General features: G+C 41.7%; 20 protein-coding genes and 1 tRNA gene. 14 read left to right on the forward strand and 7 right to left on the reverse strand.

Features of this window, described 5'->3' with window-relative positions; translation table 11 throughout:
- Positions 1-24: 24 nt before the first annotated feature.
- The 4 genes from G400_RS0103065 to G400_RS0103080 all read left to right on the forward strand — a co-directional run bounded on the left by G400_RS0103065 (position 25) and on the right by G400_RS0103080 (position 4,674).
- Positions 25-762 carry an L-ribulose-5-phosphate 4-epimerase gene (locus G400_RS0103065; protein WP_017262487.1) on the forward strand — a complete coding sequence of 246 codons (738 nt, stop codon included), beginning with the start codon at positions 25-27 and terminating at the stop codon, positions 760-762.
- A 394-nt stretch (positions 763-1,156) separates the two neighbouring features.
- Positions 1,157-1,984: a zinc ribbon domain-containing protein gene (locus tag G400_RS0103070; protein ID WP_017262488.1), complete on the forward strand. Its 828-nt coding sequence runs from the start codon at positions 1,157-1,159 to the stop codon at positions 1,982-1,984.
- 14 nt (positions 1,985-1,998) lie between these two features.
- Positions 1,999-2,910, forward strand: a complete 912-nt coding sequence (locus G400_RS0103075; protein ID WP_017262489.1) for a zinc ribbon domain-containing protein — start codon at positions 1,999-2,001, stop codon at positions 2,908-2,910.
- A 21-nt stretch (positions 2,911-2,931) separates the two neighbouring features.
- Complete coding sequence (locus tag G400_RS0103080) at positions 2,932-4,674, forward strand: zinc ribbon domain-containing protein (protein ID WP_017262490.1); 1,743 nt, start codon at positions 2,932-2,934, stop codon at positions 4,672-4,674.
- 169 nt (positions 4,675-4,843) lie between these two features.
- Here G400_RS0103080 and G400_RS0103085 read toward each other — a convergent pair whose 3' ends face one another.
- Positions 4,844-5,377, reverse strand: a complete 534-nt coding sequence (locus tag G400_RS0103085) for a TetR/AcrR family transcriptional regulator (RefSeq protein ID WP_017262491.1) — start codon at positions 5,375-5,377, stop codon at positions 4,844-4,846.
- A gap of 120 nt (positions 5,378-5,497) precedes the next feature.
- On the opposite strand from G400_RS0103085, the gene G400_RS0103090 reads away from it, so the two are divergent.
- Entirely contained in the window at positions 5,498-6,421 is a 924-nt protein-coding gene (locus G400_RS0103090; protein ID WP_026017203.1) for an oxidoreductase, read from the forward strand.
- 404 nt (positions 6,422-6,825) lie between these two features.
- Here the strand turns inward: G400_RS0103090 and G400_RS0103095 are convergent.
- Positions 6,826-6,898: transfer RNA gene (locus tag G400_RS0103095), tRNA-Lys, on the reverse strand.
- Positions 6,899-7,033: 135 nt separating this feature from the next.
- Positions 7,034-7,447: a nuclear transport factor 2 family protein gene (locus G400_RS0103100; protein WP_017262493.1), complete on the reverse strand. Its 414-nt coding sequence runs from the start codon at positions 7,445-7,447 to the stop codon at positions 7,034-7,036.
- Positions 7,448-7,592: 145 nt separating this feature from the next.
- Here G400_RS0103100 and G400_RS0103105 point away from each other — a divergent pair, with 145 nt between their 5' ends.
- The 7 genes from G400_RS0103105 (at position 7,593) to G400_RS0103135 (ending at position 15,077) form a co-directional block, all read left to right on the forward strand.
- Positions 7,593-8,594 carry a helix-turn-helix transcriptional regulator gene (locus G400_RS0103105; protein ID WP_017262494.1) on the forward strand — a complete coding sequence of 334 codons (1,002 nt, stop codon included), beginning with the start codon at positions 7,593-7,595 and terminating at the stop codon, positions 8,592-8,594.
- A 49-nt stretch (positions 8,595-8,643) separates the two neighbouring features.
- Entirely contained in the window at positions 8,644-9,207 is a 564-nt protein-coding gene (locus tag G400_RS0103110; protein WP_017262495.1) for a TMEM175 family protein, read from the forward strand.
- Positions 9,208-9,314: 107 nt separating this feature from the next.
- On the forward strand, positions 9,315-10,025 hold the full coding sequence (gene yycF, locus G400_RS0103115; protein WP_017262496.1) for a response regulator YycF: 711 nt from the start codon (positions 9,315-9,317) through the stop codon (positions 10,023-10,025).
- A 26-nt stretch (positions 10,026-10,051) separates the two neighbouring features.
- Positions 10,052-11,905, forward strand: coding sequence for a cell wall metabolism sensor histidine kinase WalK (gene walK / locus G400_RS0103120; protein WP_017262497.1), 1,854 nt, complete (start codon positions 10,052-10,054; stop codon positions 11,903-11,905).
- A complete protein-coding gene (locus G400_RS0103125) occupies positions 11,895-13,223 on the forward strand; it encodes a YycH family regulatory protein (protein ID WP_017262498.1) in 1,329 nt (442 codons plus the stop codon). Before walK ends, G400_RS0103125 begins: the two co-directional genes overlap by 11 nt.
- A 14-nt stretch (positions 13,224-13,237) precedes the next feature.
- Positions 13,238-14,143, forward strand: a complete 906-nt coding sequence (locus G400_RS0103130; protein ID WP_017262499.1) for a two-component system regulatory protein YycI — start codon at positions 13,238-13,240, stop codon at positions 14,141-14,143.
- 145 nt (positions 14,144-14,288) lie between these two features.
- A complete protein-coding gene (locus G400_RS0103135; RefSeq protein WP_026017204.1) occupies positions 14,289-15,077 on the forward strand; it encodes an MBL fold metallo-hydrolase in 789 nt (262 codons plus the stop codon).
- A gap of 88 nt (positions 15,078-15,165) precedes the next feature.
- Here G400_RS0103135 and G400_RS0103140 read toward each other — a convergent pair whose 3' ends face one another.
- The 4 genes from G400_RS0103140 to G400_RS0103155 form a co-directional block, all read right to left on the reverse strand.
- Positions 15,166-15,807: a TetR/AcrR family transcriptional regulator gene (locus tag G400_RS0103140; RefSeq protein ID WP_017262501.1), complete on the reverse strand. Its 642-nt coding sequence runs from the start codon at positions 15,805-15,807 to the stop codon at positions 15,166-15,168.
- A complete protein-coding gene (locus G400_RS14330) occupies positions 15,804-16,748 on the reverse strand; it encodes an oxidoreductase (RefSeq protein ID WP_017262502.1) in 945 nt (314 codons plus the stop codon). The genes G400_RS0103140 and G400_RS14330 overlap by 4 nt, the downstream gene beginning before the upstream one ends.
- 191 nt (positions 16,749-16,939) lie before the next feature.
- A complete protein-coding gene (locus G400_RS0103150) occupies positions 16,940-18,295 on the reverse strand; it encodes a threonine/serine exporter family protein (protein ID WP_017262503.1) in 1,356 nt (451 codons plus the stop codon).
- A gap of 253 nt (positions 18,296-18,548) precedes the next feature.
- Positions 18,549-19,184, reverse strand: a complete 636-nt coding sequence (locus tag G400_RS0103155) for an HAD family hydrolase (protein WP_017262504.1) — start codon at positions 19,182-19,184, stop codon at positions 18,549-18,551.
- A gap of 241 nt (positions 19,185-19,425) precedes the next feature.
- On the opposite strand from G400_RS0103155, the gene G400_RS0103160 reads away from it, so the two are divergent.
- Together G400_RS0103160 and G400_RS0103165 are read left to right on the forward strand one after the other, a co-directional pair.
- Positions 19,426-19,818 (forward strand): winged helix-turn-helix transcriptional regulator, encoded by a 393-nt coding sequence (locus G400_RS0103160; protein ID WP_017262505.1) that lies wholly within the window; start codon positions 19,426-19,428, stop codon positions 19,816-19,818.
- 101 nt (positions 19,819-19,919) lie between these two features.
- A complete protein-coding gene (locus tag G400_RS0103165) occupies positions 19,920-20,240 on the forward strand; it encodes a winged helix-turn-helix transcriptional regulator (RefSeq protein WP_017262506.1) in 321 nt (106 codons plus the stop codon).
- Positions 20,241-20,242: the final 2 nt, after the last annotated feature.

Genomic DNA, 20,242 nt, shown 5'->3' on the forward strand with positions numbered 1-20,242 from the left:
AAGAGTTAAAAGGGGGAATGCAAAATGTTGGAAAAGTTAAAACAGCAAGTCTACGATGCAAACATGCAATTGCCAAAACTAGGATTAGTTACGTTTACATGGGGCAATGTGTCAGGCATTGATCGGGATAAGGGGCTGTTTGTGATTAAGCCATCTGGAGTTGATTATGAGAAATTAACGCCCGAGGATATGGTGGTTGTGAATTTAAAGGGTGAAGTTGTTGAAGGAAGGTTAAATCCGTCAAGTGATACGCCTACCCATACGGTTTTGTATAATGCTTTTCCAAATATTGGTGGCATCGTACATACTCATTCGCCGTGGGCAGTTTCGTTTGCTGCAGCCAAAATGGATATTCCGACGCTAAACACAACTGCGGCAGATACTTTTTATGATGATGTTCCGGCAGCAGATGCGTTAACGAAAGATGAAATTGAAACAGATTATGAGGGCAATACAGGGAACGCAATTGTACGAACTTTCAAAGAACGCGGTTTAGATTATGAAGCGGTGCCGGCCGCACTAGTTAGCCAACACGGGCCATTTTCCTGGGGTCCGACGCCGGATAAGGCTGTTTATAATGCAAAAGTACTTGAAGTTATTGCAGAAGAAGACTATCACACGTTACAACTAACTCGGAGCAACACAGAATTGCCACAGTATTTACTGGATAAGCATTATTACCGCAAACATGGAAGCAATGCTTATTATGGACAGAATAGTGTGCATTCTGAAGATCACGCAAAGCGAGAACAAGCACTGTAAGAAGTTGACAGTGAGTTTTTTGAGAAATGAAATATTAGCGTATGTGAAATTTTTGCAGTTATTGTGGACAATTACGTTTGAGTCCTTGAAAGACTAATTTAATTTTAGTGAAATTTTGATGCCGACTGTGTATTACAAATAATCGATATCGTAAATGAATCCCCAACAACTCGGTTTTTGGCCGAGGTGTTGGGGAATTTTTTTCGAAATCGGAAAATGAATTATTTATATTTAACGTAAAAAGGATATACTAGTGTAGCATATATAAAGTGCATTTTATTCTGTTATAAAATGTGAATGTAGTGCTTATTATGTGAAAGTTTCCTAAAAATTGCATTTTCGATTTGAAGGTGATTTTCGATAAATATTTTTTACGAAAAAGGGGGGATGGACAATGAAGTATTGTCCAAATTGTGGAGCCGAAATAGCTCCTGATGATAAATTTTGTACCAAGTGTGGTTTCGTTTTGCCAGTTGAGGGGCAAAAGAGTGGGGCTGCTAAACAAGCGCAACCAAGTCAATCCCAAGCCGCGCCGACGCCTGCACCTTCACAACCTAACCAAACTGTTACGGCCGTTCAAGGCTATGCAACGAATTATTTTCAATGGTTATGGGATGCGTTGAAAAAACCATTTAATAATGACGAGAGTGCGGGACAGTATTTTGGATTAATTAATTTTGCAATTATTATTTTGCTTAACGCATTTTCATTCAATACCGTTATTCAGCGGGTTGAACAAATGGGTTCTTCAATGCTTGGGGCCTTTGGTGCCAGCACTCAAAGCGGCGTCAAGTCGTCATTTTGGATGCAATTCATCTTTGTTGGTTTGGTAATCTATGCCATTTTTGTTGGCGTGAGTTATTGCTTTAGCCACTATGCTACGCACAATCTTGATCAAACATTCTTAGGCTACACGAATAGACTTGCTCACTACACAAGTAGCATTTTAGTTTTAGCTGTTGTTCAATTTCTTGATTCGTTTGCTGTTAATTCAACGAATGGCGTGGGCTTTTACACCATTCTAGTCGTCTTACAACTCTTCATCTTGTTGAGTGGCTGTCTATTGTCTGTTGCACCACAGCAAGGTGTAACGGGTAGTTTCGATTCCGCTTACACAGCGATTTTAACGACAGTTGTCATTAATGTACTTCTTTTCATCGTTGCCGATATTGCCGCGCAGTCTGCCTTATCAAGTTTGATGTCGCTGCTTAAACAGTTCTAGTGGGGTATAGATAAATGGATGATAAGGTCTTTTGTTCAAACTGTGGCAAACAGATTTCGCGGACGACTAAGTTTTGCCCATATTGTGGGGCTGCTAATCGTGAATATGCTAGTTTAGCAAATAGCGTAGAGGCGGCTCCGAGCAATAATGGGACAGACGTTCAGCAAGTAATGATGAGTCAAGGATCAGCAACACAACAACAGGCTACTAAACAAACTAGAACCCCCCGCCGACATGGGAAACTCACTAGGGGAAAGCTAGTCGCATTGATTGTTGGTCTAATCGTGCTTATTGGGGCAGGAGTTTTCGGAGCTAAACAATATTATGGAAATCGTTATGACATTTACTCAATGCCACATAATTATGATAATGGTCCCGAAAATTACGCTCTTCACTTTAATCCCAAGACGTATATCCAGATTAATGATCATGAAGTTGACGTATTTACAATTACTATTTCGTCAGAGCGACCGGCGCTTCATTTCTTATTAGCCAGTCGTTTTCCACTAATTAAAAAAGGTTCCCAACTGCAAATCGACTATAAGCATGGGCAGTTTTTAAGGAAACTATATTTGCCAAATGAGTTTGCAGATATTCAGAAGGGAAACCCCAAAAACGACAACGACCAGATTAATCTTATGGAGTCGCTCGGTGAGTCAGACAAGGCAACAAAAGGTGTTACAGAAACTGGACAAACTGTAAACATGATTTTTTCACGTAATTTGAAAAGGAAAAACTTTAATAATAGAGACCAGATTATTCGCTATATTTACAGTTCCGGAGACCATGTTCGTAAACTGAATCAGCATAAGCCTACATTTGATTTCGATGTAGCGGCATCCAGTAAGAATGTAAAAAAGGTGTATACAACAGATAGTTACAATCAAGCAGTGGACCGCTTGTATGACACCAATTATATAAACTAAATATTTCGAAAGGATCAACTCATGGCTCAACAAGATTCACTACAGTTCTGCCCAAATTGTGGTGCAAAATTAAAACCAGATGCGCTATTCTGTGGCAATTGTGGATTTAACATTGCTAACTATAAGGCGTCAAAAAAGAATATTGGTAACGAAAGTCAAGCAAGCCAGCCGGCTAGTGCGTCAGCTGCTCCCAAGTCTGGTAATCGTTTCAATCAACCAAATCAGTCAGGCAGCCAGAGCAATGGTGTGCTTCACGCTGGCACTAGAGCAGCAAGCCAGCCTGTTCAGTCACAGGCTGCCTCTAAGCCTAAACCGTCAGCTGTCAGTTCAGCACCAACGCGAAGAACTAAAAAAACAAAAAAATGGCCGTGGATTACGGCCGCCATTGTGCTTATTATCTTAGCCGGTGGATATATGTTTGGCAAAAACTACTATTCCCAAGATAATCAACTGAAGCGCGCAATGACCTCTGTTAAAAAGAACGATAAGAATTTAGCGAAAAACTTTGCGGTTTCTGATAAACAATTCAAACTGAGTCACAAAAGTTTGCAACCCTTGATCAAGGAATTGAAAAATAAACCCTCGGGGATGAAACAGTTTGAGTCACAACTCAAAAATAACGGTGTGACCGAAGACGGCGCGTATTCGTTTACCCCTTCTGGACGGGCATGGTTACTATTCCCACGATATAAAATCAAAGCCAAAACTTTTTCGGCTAAGTTACGAACCAATCAGCCGAACATCAAATTGACGGTCAACGGTCAACACGCATACAAAACCACAATGACGAGCGTTTCGCATAGCTTTGGTCCGTATATTGCCGGACAATACGAATTGACGGCTGAGGGAAATGTTCATGGGCACCACATGAAAAATGACGGTAACTATTGGCTTACGCCAAGTAATGCTAGCGACGTTTATCTAGAGTTAAAGACGATTTCCTTCACAGCAAAAGGTTACCCTGGCGCTGAGGTTAGGATCAACAACAAATCATATGGCAACCTGGATAATACAGGCTCCCTGTATCTTCAGGACATTCCGTGGTCTAATGACATGGAATTAACGATGGTTTACAGCGGCGACGGTGGGAAGGCTACGTCTAATCAACGCAAAATTCGTGACTCAGACGAAGATGAGGAAGTATCTGTCAGTTTCCCAGGAGTGATGTCTCATGACGATGCTCACAATTTAATTTCTGACGTCTTTACGGATATGGATTTACTATCGGCTAGTGGTGATGTTCCTTCTGATCTTGCTTCTCTGTTTGACGATGGTACGTCGAGTCAACAGTACAAAGATATTGTTAGCATGGCTAAGAACTACAATAATGACAAAAAAATCAGTAGTGTAAACTTCACTGTCCAAGACTTCCACGTAGTGCCTAATAAGAACGCTGAAACAAAGGCAACCTATAACGTGAAATATAAGTTTTATGGTGACAGTGGTGCCTCACATACGCAGGTTTTCCAGTACGTGGCAGTACTTGATGGCACTGGCAGCGCTGGCAAGATTAAGAGCATCCATGCTACCAAGAAAATTAGTGATACGTCGGCACCGGGGTATGATGATTCGGATTCCAATAGTGATTCAGACTCCAGCAATAACGACGATTCCAGTTCAGATTCTTCGGATAGCGACTCAGATTCGGCTGATAACTCTGATGATAGCAATTCAGATACGGATTCAACTGACAATGAGTCATACCAAACGAACCAGAGGTATGTTAGCCAAAATTTGAGTTATAAAATCGGACATACCGAATAGACTGTGGTTTGACGGAATGATTTATTAGAATTTTTCAATAAAGCGCGTGATCAGTTTAAATTGATCACGCGCTTTTAAAATTACATGTGTTGTTTAATTAAATGGGTCACCGAATAAGAAGCTACGAACTTATTCAATTATTCCGAAACTGGTTAAACGATGCGTTCTGTTAGCAGTATTCACTGAACAAATCCGCCAAGTATTCTTCACTTTCCTTAAAATCGTGTGATGCCCATTCAATTAACAAGTTGAAAAAGCCGCCACATAAAAATTTAATTGTAAAAGCCTCTTTTGTTGGAGAATAAAGTTTATCGCATACGGATTTTTCACAAATTTGTTCTAGGAAAGAATTACATTTATCAAGAAGAAGAAAGGTTAAATCGCATTTAACTAAGTTCACCAGCAGTTGCTGTTCAGATTTAAAATCGGAAAGAAACATTAATATGATATCGTGAGGGTTTTCTATGCCCACCGAGGATATTTGCCGCTCGTACTCATTGAAGAAAGTATTAAGATAGTCCGTTATGACGTCTTCTAAAGTTTCATAGTTTCGATAAAATGCCATTCTGGAAACGCCGGCCTTAGTGGTGGTTTCAGTAATAGATATTTTATGGAAGTCCTTTTTCTCCATCAATTGCATTAACGCTGTAAAAATGCTTTCTTTCGTGATTGCGTTTCTATGCCCGTTAAATTTATTTGACATTACAATTCGCTCCAGTCTGTAACGTTTCACTCTGATAGGCTTGAAACGCCTTAATATCCAGAGTATATTGCAAACGTCAAGAGGTTACAACTGTAACGTGAAAAGGATGGATAATGTTATATGAGAGAGAATAGAAACGATAAAAAGAGATGGACACAAAGAGATATTGGTTCTCAAAAGGGCAAGAATGTTGTAGTTACTGGCACAGGAGGACTGGGATTTGAAACTGCGATAGTTTTGGCAGGAGCTGGAGCAAATGTCATCATAACTGGTCGTAACGTAAGTAAAGGATCCAAGGCTGTTCAAAAAATCAAGGCTAAATATCCGAAGGCAAAAATTGAGTTTCAACGACTTGATTTGGCCGATTTATCCTCAGTTGCAAGTTTTAGCAAAGCACTCAATTTGAAATTAAAAAAACTGGACGTCTTAATCAATAATGCTGGCGTGATGGCAGTACCGGATAGGCAGGTCACAAAAGATGGGTTTGAACTGCAATTTGGTACGAATTATCTTGGCCATTTTGCTCTGACCGCGCACCTACTTCCTCTTTTGCGCAGAACCCGAAATGCTCGTGTTGTTACCGTTAGCAGCATGGCACACCGATCTGGTAGAATAAATTTTGACGACTTGCAATCTCAACAAAGCTATAATCCTGACGTTGCCTATTCTCAATCTAAATTGGCTTGCTTGATGTTTTCTTCTGAATTACAAAAGCATAGTCTCGCAAATGATTGGGGAATCACAAGCATTGGTGTTCATCCCGGTGGTGTTGCAACTAACTTAATTGAAAATGGTCCAGGAAAAACGTTGTATACTCGATTAATTTTTCGTTTTCTTCAGACTCCCAGTCAGGGGGCTAGATCAGCTTTATTTGCAGCTACGTCACCGAAAGCTAAGGGTGGATACTTTTATGGGCCAACCGGTTTAATGGAAATATGGGGCAAACCGAAATTAGATAAACCTGCCAAACAAGCAATGGATTTAAAAGCGTCAAATAAATTATGGGATGTATCAAGTCGCTTAGTTAACGTTGATTTTAGTTAACTAGCAATTCATGTGGCTATCTTCGGAATGAATTCAGTAGTTTTGTTTGCCAAGGCTTACGACATAATAAAAAAGGCTAATCGCAATTAGCGACTAGCCTACCGTATAACATCTATCCCACGAGGGTAGTGAGTGCTGGCTGGAAGCACTCACTATCTTTCTAATGACGGTATTATGACAGTTTGGTAGATTTCGCAAACGTAAACTGCTGTTATATCTCAGAGAACCTAGATTTAGATCTTCAGGATTTCGTTCATGGGCTGCTCACTGATGGGTAGTCCCTTATTTATGGGCAATTTGGTAACACTTTCATACTGTCCAGTACTATTCAATAATCTATGAAAACAAGAAAAAAACCACCAATCACGGGCTGAGCCAGCGTGATTGGTGGTTAATTGTTTTGATGGATCGCCAGGGGATCGAACCCTGGACCCACGGATTAAGAGTCCGTTGCTCTGCCAGCTGAGCTAGCGATCCATATCAATTCAACTTTTATATAGTATCATATGCTCCAAACCCTGACAACAGGTTTTTCAGAAAAAGTTTAGATTATGACAAAACAAAGCCGTTGCAGGCGTAGTGATTCGTCTACAGCGGCAATTTTAGTGCAAATTATACAGGTTGATAATTCAATCGATGAATCAACCAACGATTGTGATCCTGGCTACGGATCAGGCGATCCGACACGAGTGTCATCGTGAAGCTATAAGGTTCTGAATAATTATCAGTTCCTTGGATAACCACATGACCGTGGACAAGTGCGACTAATTCTAGTGAAGGGACGTCGATCGTCATGTTGGTTAGGTGTTGTGGGTTTGTTAGTAAGGTTTGAATCATTTCTAGAATGGCTGCATGACCAGCCCGTTCATGACTTTTAAAACGTAAAAAGGATTCGGAACAAAATAGACTCGTTAGCGTAGCGGCATCCATACCCCCATCCAATGCCTGAAAATAGGTTTCAATTGTATGCTTAACGGCCTCCTGCTTTGTTTGTTTTTGCAAACGTACTTCATCAATATTGAACATTTTAAAGCCCCCTAAATGTAATCAATCACTGACGTCTATTACTGACCCTTACCAACTGTTTAGAGTGTAATTAGTTCGCTTATATTCAGATATGATAAAGACGACTTAATGGTTGAAATCCGTCGTGGATATGGAGGCAAAAAAGATGACTAGTAAGCAACGTTTATTGGAATCAGAAATTGCTAAATTAATGAAGATTCAACTGGTTGAATTGGACGAACTTGGACACATAAAAAGAAATGTCACAGATAATGACCTTGATATCCTCGATCGTGCCTTAATCAAGGCGGCCGTTCAAGAAGTACAACAAACAGAAATAACGATGTTAAAGCATACGTCAGTCAAGCATCGACAGGCCTTCTGCTTCAAGGCAGAGTTAGGTGTCATCGTTTGTGGTGTTGGTTTTTCGGATATGGACGAGCAACAGTTACGTTTATGTGCGCTCTGTTTATATGTCGGCTTGCTGGGCAGATCGCCGTTGATGGTACCGAAACTCAGCGAGGCCAGACTTGAATCGTTTCACGTAGAACCGGCGCAAACGTTGATTCAAGCGATTGCCAAGGAAAACTGGGAAGTTTTAAGCAACTTTGTTAAAACGCATTTTGTCAAAGTTACGCCGAGACCCCAACACCTGATTGGGTTAACATTGATTGCAGGACTGTTTGTGGGGCATCAACTGACAGTAAATGGACGTTTGCGACACTTTACTGAGCTTGTGGGTAAATGGTGGCAGGATGTCCGCAACGATGATATGACTAGCACAAAATTGGCAGGACAACTGGTAGTGGCGTTTGAGCGGCGTCGTGTTCATAGTTCTCGTCTCGGTGGAGATCACCTCGTGAACCAGATTGTGAAAGATATCAATGTACATATAGAGACCCGTCTGCGCGTTGTGGATGTTGCCAAACGGATGAAACTGTCCGCAGATTACATTACCCGGCACTTCCACCAGCAAACGGGGTGGACGCTGAAACAGTATATTTTGATGCGTAAGGTGACCGTAGCTAAAACGCTGTTACTGCAGCAGAGCGTAACGGAAGTCTGTTATCGGCTTCATTTTGGTGATCAGAGTCATTTTGCCAAGGTATTTAAACACTATGCTGGGCTGACGCCACATGAATATCAGCGCCAACAACAGGATCACTAATGACAAGTACGCTGAATCTGTTAAACTCTGATGTGGAGGTTGTAAACTCATGTCAAAGTCACGAATAGAGGCATTTACTGATGGCGTTGTTGCCATCATTATTACCATTCTAGTTTTGGATTTAAAATTGCCTGAACAACACACTTGGGCCGCGTTGTGGCAGATGAGAATGCCATTTGTCGTGTACGTCGCTAGTTTTCTAATGATTGCCGAAATTTGGAACTTCCATCATCAGATGTTTGCCGCAGTCGAAAAAACGGATGCACATGTTTTGTGGGCAAATATGAATTTGCTGTTCTGGATGTCCTTAATCCCTGCGGTAACGGCGTGGTATGGGACGGACATCTTTGCTAGGCCGAGCGCTATGTTATATGCATTGATTGTATTGCCTTTTAACATTTCGTTTATTATCTTGAACCACGCTGTTCAACATGCTAATCAACTGTCTACTAAAGCGGGCACATCGGCCGATTCAGAGAGAAGAAACCAGTGGTCCTTGATCATTAATGTTTTGGTGATCATCATTACGTTCTTTTTCCCACCGTTTGCGTTGTTATCCATGATTTTAAACGTCATCATATGGTTAATTCCACTTCGACGCGTACGTCGTTAGTCAATTTAGTGGCTGTGATATAATAGAAGAGGTTGCTCATAGTCTTGAGCGACGTTTTACATGAAATTCGTATTCAATTACTTAACTCCAATGGAGGATATGTTTACATGAGTAAAATTCTTGTTGTTGATGATGAAAAACCAATCTCTGATATTATCAAATTCAATCTTGAAAAAGAGGGCTACGACGTTGTCACGGCAGCTGATGGCGAAGAAGCAATTGCCAAAGTTGATGATGAACAGCCAGATTTGATATTGCTTGATTTAATGTTGCCTAAAATTGATGGGCTGGAAGTTGCCCGTCGTGTTCGGACTAAGTACACAACGCCAATCATTATGGTTACGGCCAAGGATTCTGAAATCGATAAGGTTTTGGGCTTGGAACTGGGTGCCGATGATTATGTTACGAAACCATTCTCAAACCGTGAGCTGGTTGCCCGTGTGAAAGCCAATTTACGCCGGCAGGATACAGTGGTTAAAAACTCTGCTGCTGCGGAAAATGAATCCAACTCAATTGAAGTTGGCGATCTAAAAATCGATCCAGATGCCTACATGGTGTCCAAACGTGGGGATGACATTGAACTGACCCACCGTGAATTTGAGTTGTTGTACTACCTTGCTCAGCACATCGGTCAGGTTATGACACGTGAACACTTGTTACAAACAGTCTGGGGCTATGACTACTTTGGTGATGTCCGGACTGTTGATGTTACGATGAGACGATTGCGTGAAAAGGTTGAAGATACACCAAGTCACCCGGCATGGCTAGTTACCCGCCGGGGTGTCGGTTATTACTTACGCAACCCAGAAACAGATTAAGTTAAAAACTAGGAGCAGTTTGGATTGTGAACAAAAAGATTCGTTTTTTCCAATCAATTAATTTTAAAATTGCGCTCATTTTTGCCCTGATGCTATTGATTACGCTGGAAGTCGTCGGGGCTTTTTTCGTACGCCAATTGGAACAGCAGAACTTGAGTACGTTTAGACAGCAGATTCAATTGTCGGCTTATATTGATAATTCATTATCTGACCAGTTGATGCGCAGTAATACTACAGCTGCCAATACGAGAATCCGTAGCATTTTATCTGAAGTGAATAACGCGAACATCACTGAAATTCGCGTTATCGATAACAAAGGCACGGTCCGTGGTACCAGTAATGTCAACGATCAAACGATTGTTGGTCAGAAAACTACGGATAGTAACGTTAAGAACGCAATTTACAACAACCGTTCCTATCAACGGGATGTTTATGATGCCCGTGATAATAATCGGTACTATGTTTCGATTGTGCCGTTGTTAAGTTCCTCGGGTAATAACGGAAACACACTGGTTGGGGTGCTTTACATTCGTGCCTCACTAGAGGGTGTTTATCAGAACATTAATAACATCACGTTGATTTACCTATCTGCAGCGGCGGTCGCTATCATTTTAGGGTTGATTATGTCGATAGTTATTTCCCGGGCAATAACCCGTCCAATTGACGAAATGAAGCGACAAACGGTTCAAATTGCGCAAGGTGACTATTCTGGTCAAGTGCGTGTCTATGGAACCGATGAGCTAGGTCAATTGGCCAGTGCGGTTAATAACCTTTCCGTGCGTGTTGAAGAAGCGCAGGAGTCCACAGAGGCTGAACGACGACGGTTGGATTCGGTGCTGGCCCATATGAGTGACGGGGTCATCGCCACTGATCGACGTGGAAACATAAATATCATCAACTCGGCGGCTCGCGATTTCTTGAACGTTGATGAAATAGAAGCGGAAGGCACATCTATCCTAGATATTCTTCATATTCGTGATCAGTATACGCTCCGGGAGTTGCTGGAAAGCCAGGATGAGGTCGCTCTTGATTTGTCAGAAGAGGGCCGTGACCTGATCTTGCATGCAACGTTCTCTCTGATTCAACGTGAATCTGGGTTCATTTCAGGGCTGGTTTGTGTTCTTCATGATGTAACTGAACAGCAGAAGGAAGACGAAGACCGTAAGCAGTTTGTTTCGAATGTTTCTCACGAATTGCGGACACCGTTAACCTCCGTCCGCTCATACATCGATGCTTTAGTCGATGGCGCTTGGGAAGATAAAAAAGTCGCACCTGGCTTTTTGAAGGTCGCTCAAGATGAAACGGAACGGATGATCCGGATGGTCAATGATCTGTTAGCCCTTAGCCGAATGGATTCTGGAACCACTAAACTTGAAATGGAAACGGTCAATTTGAACGAACTGTTCAACTATATTTTGAATCGTTTTGACATGATGATAAAAACGGACGACAATCCTGAAAAGCATTATCGAATCGAGCGTGACTTTACCGACAAAGACTTATGGGTTGAAATCGATACTGATCGATTTACCCAAGTGGTCGATAATATCATGAACAACGCAATCAAGTACTCACCAGATGGTGGTGTGATTACTTGTCGTTTACTAGAGACACACAACCAGGTCATTATGAGTATTTCCGATCAGGGATTAGGCATTCCACATAAGGATCTGACCCACATCTTTGACAGATTTTACCGAGTTGATAAGGCCCGTTCCCGTGCTCAAGGTGGTACAGGATTGGGACTAGCCATCTCGAAGGAAGTTATTCAGATGCTGGGCGGTCGAATCTGGGTTGATAGTACCGAGGGCAAGGGTTCCACGTTCTATATTTCACTGCCATTCGAGCAATTTGAGGAGGATGACTGGGATGTGGACTAGACTAAGAAATGGTTTATTACCGGTCGCACTAACGTTGCTGATCGGACTCAGTATTGTTTTATCACTACTAATTTGGATTAATCCGGCCCGCTTTGATCGTGCTAGGACCGCTACGTCATCGACCCGGTCGACTCATTCAACAGTATCGACACGTTCCATTGACGATATTTACTTGCCAACGCAGGTAATCGTGACGGATTCGCATGGACACGCTGAATCAATTTATAATCCCAAAATCAATTTGGTCACCACCGTTAAAAACGAAGTTAAGAATTGGCGCATGACGAATTTTCGCAAGGTTAGTCAAAAGGATAAAGATGCCTATCAAAAATTGTTGAATCAAAAGAACACGGTGCAGTTAAGTTACGCAGACAATATTGGCCGCTCCATTTTTAACAGTTCTTATGATCAACGATTGCTTATGTCGCCTACCGCTAAGTTCTCACGGATTTTGTTTTCAACGACTAAGCCAGGTGAACTGTACCTGCTAAATGACAACGATCTAACGATTTATAAAATTAGTGTTTCCAAACAGCAATTAAGCAAGGTTCGTCATGTGATTGCCGAGGGTGACAAACGCTATCCAGTTGAGCAAATTACGTCAAAGGATCATACGCTAACTTACTATACTAATGAGGTTCATATTCCTAAGTACAGTTACCTTATTGGTGAACAGAGTGCTAACTTTTTTGTTACGTCGTTACTGAATTCTGGAGAGGCCACTTCCGTCAGTGTCCAGCGTCATGATGGTCACACGATTTATTTTGACGGTGCGTACAAACGGATGACTGTGAACGATAAGACGGGCGCGGTCATGTTTGAAAACTACAACGCCAAGAATTCAATTTCTCGCGATTTAGGCAGAAACCTAAAGACTTCGTTTACTGGATTGAGCAGTACGGGCATGCCGTTAGATTCAGTGCGGTATTTTGACAATGAAAACAATGGTCGGGAAGTAACCTACCGTTCGTTTGTCGAAGGATTCCCAATCTTTAATCAAACGGATTTTGGCGCTGTTCAGGTCAAAAACAAAAAGTCTGGTACCGAAGAAATTGACTTTACGTTGACCAATCTTCAGGTGCCACTGCCAACAGATTCTAATAGTAACGTGACGTTGCCAGCAACATCGACGGTGATGGCACAACTTGAGGCTGCTGGTATTTCGAAAAACAAAATTAAAGATATTGTGCTCGGCTATCAATGGGAAAATAATTACGATTCCAAACAAGTTGTGGATCTACAACCGACTTATTACGTTTACACGAGTGGTAAGTGGCAACTATATACGGATTTGCTTAACGGCGGCGGCACACAGTAGGAGGGAGGGGCAGTATGGATTTTCGCAGAATTCAATGGATTTTTATTGTGGCCTTTGTAGCCATTAATACTTTTTTGTTTGTAACTTGGCAGAAGAGTGATTCAACCGTAACGGAATCCTCACAACGAAACGCGAATAATGCGACCACCATTCTTCGTGAAATGAAAAATGATGGCATTACGTTTACTACTCCCTCGTCTAAAGAGGCAGAAGGTTATTATGTATCCGCAAAGTCTGGCCTCTCACGTTTGCGCGCAGGTGTTGATAATTTAACCTACCAGGATCTCCGTTTTAACGCTACTGAAATGACCAGCTATCTGCATCAGACATTGACGGTTAGTCCTAAAAAGCCACAAACGCAATTGAACCGGTTTGTTAAGAGCAATGCCAACGTCACCGCTGGAGATGAATATGTTTATAGCGCGGAACTTTCTAAAGTTTCTGCCAACGAAGTAGTCTATGTTCAGAAAGTTCCCTCCGGCACGATTATGGCGCCTTCTGGTCAATTACGTTTCCGCATCGGTGCTAAAAATCAGGTGATCAGTTACACACAGAGTTATGTAATTCAGGCCGAACCACTTCGCGAAAAAACAACCACCATCAGCCAACAAAAGGCATTGATTTGGTTATACCAGTACAATGAGTTACCAAACAGTACGAAGGTGTTGTGGTCTAAACTAGCTTACTCACGTTTGCTGCGCGTATCGGATAATAACGTTTATGTGCCAACTTGGTTTATTGCCCTGAAGTCGAAGAATACGGATAACGTGGTCATCAAACGAGTCAACGCGTTTACCGGCGCTGTTATGAAATCGACAGATTCAACAACTCAGGTGACTAATAGCAGCAGTTCCTCAAGTAGCAGTACATCAAGCATTACCGTGGATAATGAAGATGACACAGCGACTAGCGGAAATTAAAATATGATTGCAGCACTAAAACTACCACGCATTTCATGTTACGATGAGTGGTAGTTTTTATTTGGACATAAATAATGGAGATGGCTCTGTGATTGATTTAAGTAATCCGCATTCCTTAAACGCAGTATCTACAGATACTGACGAAATGAAGATTAGTGTGCTGGCCAGCGGGAGTACTGGCAACACAACATATATCGAAACGCCCACGCATAAGGTCTTAGTCGATGCCGGACTCTCCGGGAAAAAGATTAATGAACTAATGCATCAAATTGGGCGTGATTTGAACGATGTCGACAGCTTATTTGTGACGCACGAACATACAGACCATTCTAAAAGTGTTGGTGTTTTGGCGCGGAAATATGGCATTAACGTGTATGCAAACGAAAAAACGTGGGATGCTATTTCTGGCAAGGTTGGTAAAATTCCGTTGGACCAAAAGTTTGATCTTGAGGCTGGTGAAATTCAGTCAATGGGTGACTTGGATGTTCAAAGTTTTCCAGTTTCACACGACGCTGTGGATCCTCAATTTTACGAATTACATTCTAATGGGAAGTCATTTGTGATTTTAACAGATACCGGTTATGTGTCTGAACGAATGGCTGGTGTGATTAAAAACGCGGATGCCTATCTATTTGAATGTAATCACGATATGGAAATGTTGCGAATGGGCGGGTATCCGTGGCCACTAAAGCAACGGATTTTGAGTGACACGGGTCACTTATCCAATGAAGATGGTGCTAATGCCTTGATGCAGGTATTGGGAAACCGGACCAAACGAATTTTCCTTGGACACTTGAGTAAAGAAAACAACATGAAAACGTTGGCGCACTTAACGGTTGCGTCCATGATGGAAGAACATGATTTTGGTGTTGAACACGATTTCCGTATTTTGGATACGGACCCTGATTCGGCAACTAATCTGATGACTTTGTAATAAGATGTTTCACGTGTGACACTAAAACAGCTATCAATCCAATGGCGGCCTGCCAAGGACTGATAGCTGTTTTATTTTTGTTTGGACCCTATTTTTGATTTAAAGAATTGTTGAAGAAACCATCGAGATAATCTGTAACGGTTTGCCTAATAAGTGGCAGTTTACTTTCAGGAAATATAAATTTTAGTGATAGATCCGTGTTAATGAAAAATCCTAAAACAAGCGCATTAATGGCACTAAAAAGATTGGCCATTTGCTGCGGAACAATGCCTGGCAAATGTTGACTTATATTGACGGCCAAATCAGTGCTTGATTGTGACAAATTTGAATTAACCAATTCGAGAGTTTTAGCGTCCGCTCCAGGATTAAGAACCGTTGTTCGAATAGCCATAAGTCTCAAATAGGTTAAAAAAAGTTTTGTGTCAAACAGTGAGGATACTGAATCGATGATAATTTTTTTAAATTCGTCAGTTGACATGTCTGCGGTAGCGTTAAATGTTGTGGAAAAAACGCTAATATACTGAGAAAACTTAGTGTTCAGCAAACTGAGAAATAATGCTTCTTTTGTTGGATAATAATTAAAAATAGTACCTTTACTGAGATCACAATGCTGAGCAATATCGCTCATAGTAATTTGATTGTAGTCATTATGATCGAAAAGCTCAGCTGCAGTTGTTAAAATTTTCTCGGCCCGCTGATTTTTTTGAGCAGCCGTTTTTGCGGTTTTCATAGTTTGGTACCTCCAAACATTTTACCATAGTGTACGTCCGTTAATTGTTCAGAAACAGACCAAAGCCGACGAGCAACAGTTGGATCTTCGGCGCGAGGTGCTTTTGCGATGCCGGGCCAGCCCCACATTTCTAGAAAGCCAGTTGGACCATAGAAATTGCCATCCTCGGCTTGATCACTCGTTGCGGCAAACAATGTTGATAATGCTCCTTTTTCTGCGGGCATCAAAAAGCGATGTGTAATGTCTAAAAAGAAACGGTTGAAGTTATGTTCGCCGGCTCCACGGGACAGGTTGGTTCGGGCACCGCCAGGATGAGCAGCAAAACTGTGCAGTCCCCAGCCATTTTCGTCACTGAGCCGCTGCAATTCTTTGGCGAAGATAACATCGGCCAGCTTTGCCTGACTATAGGCACTGACTGGCGTATATCTTTTTTCTGATTGTAGGTTTTGGAAATTAATTCGACCACCTTTTTGAGCAATGCTACTAATTGTAACAATTCTAGGATTTTTAGACTTTCTCAATAGTGGAAGCATGAGACCGGTGAGCGCAAATGGACCTAGAAAATCTGTTCCAAATTGTTTTTCGAAACCGTCGATAGTCAACTGTCTGGTTGGTATTTCCATAACACCGGCGTTGTTAATCAATACGTCAATGGATGACACTGTTTTTGAAAGGACTTCTACGAAATGGTGAATACTTTCCAGACTAGCAAGGTCGACAGGAATAAACAAAAGTTTTCCAGTATGCGTGACTACGGATTTTTCGATGTCATTTAATACTTGCTGACCTTTTTTAGCACTGCGTCCCGCCATAATTATAGTTGCATCTTTTTCATAAAGTGCTTTTGTATCTGCTAGGCCAAGACCGCTAGTGGCCCCAGTAATCACGAATGTTTTATTCTTTTGATTACCCATTTCAGTTGTTGTCCATCTTTGTTTCATATGAGAACCTTCTTTTTAAAATGACTATCGGTCAATCTGACCAACAGTCATTTTAAATCAAAATAAAGTATTGTCAATATCTAAATAAAAAACATCGCAAAGATGCGATGTTTTACAAGTCAGTATTAAATTTCGGATTACTTCAGCATGGTTTGGATGGCAACGTAAGGGAAATGCCCATAGGTTCATACCTAGTCGAAATGTCGCCAACTCTTATCTAAGATAGCTCGAGCAACAAACAATCCTAATGGCAGGAACATAATAATCAAAATCGCTTTTGTTAGCCACAGGGAGCCAACTGCAATTTGATTACTCCCAATATTAAAGACGGCCCGATAAATGTACAAGCCAGGAACCATGATCACAATCGAAGGTACGGTCAAAGAAATTCGTGGGTAACCATTGAACCGATTAACCACTGAAGCAATCAAACCCGCTACAAGTGCACCAAAGAATGCGGCCGATGCCGGTGGAATGTTAGTCAGTTCGACCAGTTCTAGACGAAGGGTGTTTGCAACCGCACCGATTAGGCCAGCAGTGATTGCCATTTTCTGAGAACTGTTAAACATGATTGAGAACCCGTAGACCCCGAAAAAACTGGCTGGCAAACGTAATAGCATTAACACTAATGGAGATAATCCAAGGGGCAAGAAGTTGGCAGGTTTAAATCCAAAGATTGTGGCCACTAACCAACCGACTAATGTTGCGACCAGCGTGATCATGATTGCGTAGGCTAGCCGTTCCAGACCAGAACGCATGTCTAGCTTAGAAATATCCAGCATGCTGGTAATAAACGGAAATCCTGGAATAACGAAGAGGAGCGCGCCAATATAGCCGGCTTCGTGTAGCGCCAAAACATGGAAATACATTTCGAAAATTCGGAAAGCAAACATGTAAGTTAGACAAGCAACGGCGACACTAACCGCAATACTAGCAATTACTGTGATGGAATGTTTACCCATCAGGGCGCGAATAAAATTGCCTAGGCCAGCGCCAATGAAGGTACAGATCATTTCAGGAATACCGCCACCTAGCAAAAAGATAAATGACGCACAGGCAATTGCGGCGGCTAAACCAGAAACTAATGGTGAATATTGTTTCGGTCGTTGTTGAACCTTATCAATGAACTGATGAATTTTCTTAACGGGTAAGAACGAGAAATCATTATTAAAGTTCTTGACCATTTCCTCTAGAATGTTTAATTTGTCGGTGTTAACGCCTGTGCTAGGCAACGACAACACTTGTGTGTAACTGTGCTCATCGCTGAAACAGGTGTACGAAATTGAGATCAAACTGATGTCAGCAGAACAGGTCAGTTTTAAAGATCTAGCAACGGTGTTCATGGCTTCTCTGACCCGCCAAGCTCCAGTGCCACAGGACAGCATTGTGATGCCGATTCGTCCTACAATGGAGGCTCGTTCTTGCAAACTGGCGTTGCGGGCTTCAACATCACTATCTTCAATCAAATCTTTCCACGGAATTTTCATGTGATGCCGTTTTGATAGCGGCATCTCAGATGTAGAACCCGTATGATTATCTTTATCCATGCTTTCCCCCATAATGACTGAAATAATTCAGATATAGTTTTAATTATGCCAGTATTGCTTTAATCTGCAACTTTTTCCGAGAGTAATGTGACAAAAATACTGTCGTGTAAATAAAAGATGAACCGTTCCACGTGAAACAAATACCGACTTAGCCAAATTGAAATTAGTTTGGCTAAGTCGGCGTTAAAAGTCATTCAATATATATTCTAGATTGATTTAAAAAAGTGAAGAAGGCAGGGGATAATTAGTGCACTTATTCCGGTAACACAATTTTCCGGAATTCAGCCACACTATGACACGTATAGTCAGGCTTTAACGCAGCCACTTTTTCTGGTTCGATAATGCTGCCCCAAAGTGCGGCTGCAATCTTAATGTTAGCTGCGTGAGCGGACGTGATATCGCTTGGCGCATCACCGACGTAGAGAGCATCAGACGCATCAGTGCCAGTTTCTTTCAGGGCTTTGACAATATTTTCAGGTTTGTTAGGTCCTTTTGGAGAACCTGTCAGAATCATTTTGAAATCTTTTGTAAGTCCATATTGTTCAAGTGAAATGTCGGCGCTGGTGCGAGCTTTACCAGTAACAAGGATGTTTTGAAAACCGGCTCTGGCAGTGTCATCAAGTAATTGCCGAATGCCATCAAATGCTTTAGGAGCCATGTATTGCAGTTCTTTGTAGGCTTGCCAATAGGCGTGAATTCCTTCGTCGAAGTGATCAGGAATTAAAGCCTGAATCGTACCTTCTTCACTGGGACCAAACGTTGAGACAATTTCTTCATCAGAAATATCCCGATCTAAAAAAGGGGTTACCGCTTTTTTGAAAGCAGCGATGCAAATTGGCAATGTGTCGCCGATTGTACCGTCAAAGTCATAGATTAAAGTTTTATACATATGAACCTCCAGTAGTGTTCGTTTGAAACAATCAGTACCATAAGTATACGTTACTCACTGTCAGGTTTCTAATTAGGTTAGATTGTAATCATCACTGAAAACTTTTTAAACCAGCTAGTTGCGAGCAAACTAACACTTCAGGTAAATTCATGGCTAAGGTTACCCAAAAGTACCTACTTCACACATGAAGGTGAAGCCTGTAGACTGGTGAACAACTGATGATGGTTGAGGAGGTCTAAGAATGGCAAAGACATACAATATTGGGGTTGAAGCAACGTTAGAAGTGATTGGTGGTAAGTGGAAACCGATCATTTTGTGCCATTTGGGCAAGGGTCAACAACGCAGCAGTGAGTTACGACGTGAAATTCCTGACATTACGCAAAAAATGCTGACTCAACAACTGCGTGAGCTGGAAGGCGATGGCATCATCGTTCGCCATGTTCATGGCACGAAGGCGCCGTTCTGTGTGACGTATGATTTAACGGCGTTTGGCAAAACATTGGGTGGTATTCTGGTCCAAATGTCTGTGTGGGGCGAACGAAGAATTGAGCAGTTAAACGAAGCTGGCGAACCCGTTGAAATTTTAAATCCTGATCATAGCGGTTACGCAGATATTTTGAATCAAGTTGGTTAAATTGAAATGGTTTTTGGAAGGCACTCAAAAGTGCCTTCTTTTTTTGTCCATGTAGAGTCAGTACACTAGCGTCATTCACTTGAAGAATTGGAGGATGGCTAATGGGTGATGAAGATAAAGGGCTCCGTTATACAACCAGCGTATTAGCTGGCACATGTCGACCGTTGATTGTGACAGCACTGCTGGATGGTCCACAACCGCTATTGAATTTATATCAACATTTACCGAAACGTAATTTGTGTTCGTTTGTCTTTCAACTATGTAGTTTATGGCGAAATGGTCTGATTCAACTCCGGTTGACGACACATCGGGGATTAAGCTGTCGGTTAACAAAAGCCGGTCAATCCACGCGGCCGTTTTTATTATTAATGGCTGAATGGGGTCAACATCGTCGAGAAGCAGCTACTGACAGATCAATTTAATG

The sequence above is a fragment of the Furfurilactobacillus rossiae DSM 15814 genome, assembly GCF_000428925.1.
GTDB lineage: Bacteria > Bacillota > Bacilli > Lactobacillales > Lactobacillaceae > Furfurilactobacillus > Furfurilactobacillus rossiae.

Excerpts from the sequence above, each read along its gene's own strand:
- G400_RS0103065 (WP_017262487.1), top strand. The coding sequence starts at position 25 with ATGTTGGAAAAGTTAAAACAGCAAGTCTACGATGCAAACATGCAATTG.
- G400_RS0103070 (WP_017262488.1), top strand. The coding sequence starts at position 1,157 with ATGAAGTATTGTCCAAATTGTGGAGCCGAAATAGCTCCTGATGATAAA.
- G400_RS0103075 (WP_017262489.1), top strand. The coding sequence starts at position 1,999 with ATGGATGATAAGGTCTTTTGTTCAAACTGTGGCAAACAGATTTCGCGG.
- G400_RS0103080 (WP_017262490.1), top strand. The coding sequence starts at position 2,932 with ATGGCTCAACAAGATTCACTACAGTTCTGCCCAAATTGTGGTGCAAAA.
- G400_RS0103085 (WP_017262491.1), bottom strand. The coding sequence starts at position 5,377 with ATGTCAAATAAATTTAACGGGCATAGAAACGCAATCACGAAAGAAAGC.
- G400_RS0103090 (WP_026017203.1), top strand. The coding sequence starts at position 5,498 with ATGAGAGAGAATAGAAACGATAAAAAGAGATGGACACAAAGAGATATT.
- G400_RS0103100 (WP_017262493.1), bottom strand. The coding sequence starts at position 7,447 with ATGTTCAATATTGATGAAGTACGTTTGCAAAAACAAACAAAGCAGGAG.
- G400_RS0103105 (WP_017262494.1), top strand. The coding sequence starts at position 7,593 with ATGACTAGTAAGCAACGTTTATTGGAATCAGAAATTGCTAAATTAATG.
- G400_RS0103110 (WP_017262495.1), top strand. The coding sequence starts at position 8,644 with ATGTCAAAGTCACGAATAGAGGCATTTACTGATGGCGTTGTTGCCATC.
- yycF (WP_017262496.1), top strand. The coding sequence starts at position 9,315 with ATGAGTAAAATTCTTGTTGTTGATGATGAAAAACCAATCTCTGATATT.
- G400_RS0103125 (WP_017262498.1), top strand. The coding sequence starts at position 11,895 with ATGTGGACTAGACTAAGAAATGGTTTATTACCGGTCGCACTAACGTTG.
- G400_RS0103130 (WP_017262499.1), top strand. The coding sequence starts at position 13,238 with ATGGATTTTCGCAGAATTCAATGGATTTTTATTGTGGCCTTTGTAGCC.
- G400_RS0103135 (WP_026017204.1), top strand. The coding sequence starts at position 14,289 with ATGAAGATTAGTGTGCTGGCCAGCGGGAGTACTGGCAACACAACATAT.
- G400_RS0103140 (WP_017262501.1), bottom strand. The coding sequence starts at position 15,807 with ATGAAAACCGCAAAAACGGCTGCTCAAAAAAATCAGCGGGCCGAGAAA.
- G400_RS14330 (WP_017262502.1), bottom strand. The coding sequence starts at position 16,748 with ATGAAACAAAGATGGACAACAACTGAAATGGGTAATCAAAAGAATAAA.
- G400_RS0103150 (WP_017262503.1), bottom strand. The coding sequence starts at position 18,295 with ATGGATAAAGATAATCATACGGGTTCTACATCTGAGATGCCGCTATCA.
- G400_RS0103155 (WP_017262504.1), bottom strand. The coding sequence starts at position 19,184 with ATGTATAAAACTTTAATCTATGACTTTGACGGTACAATCGGCGACACA.
- G400_RS0103160 (WP_017262505.1), top strand. The coding sequence starts at position 19,426 with ATGGCAAAGACATACAATATTGGGGTTGAAGCAACGTTAGAAGTGATT.
- G400_RS0103165 (WP_017262506.1), top strand. The coding sequence starts at position 19,920 with ATGGGTGATGAAGATAAAGGGCTCCGTTATACAACCAGCGTATTAGCT.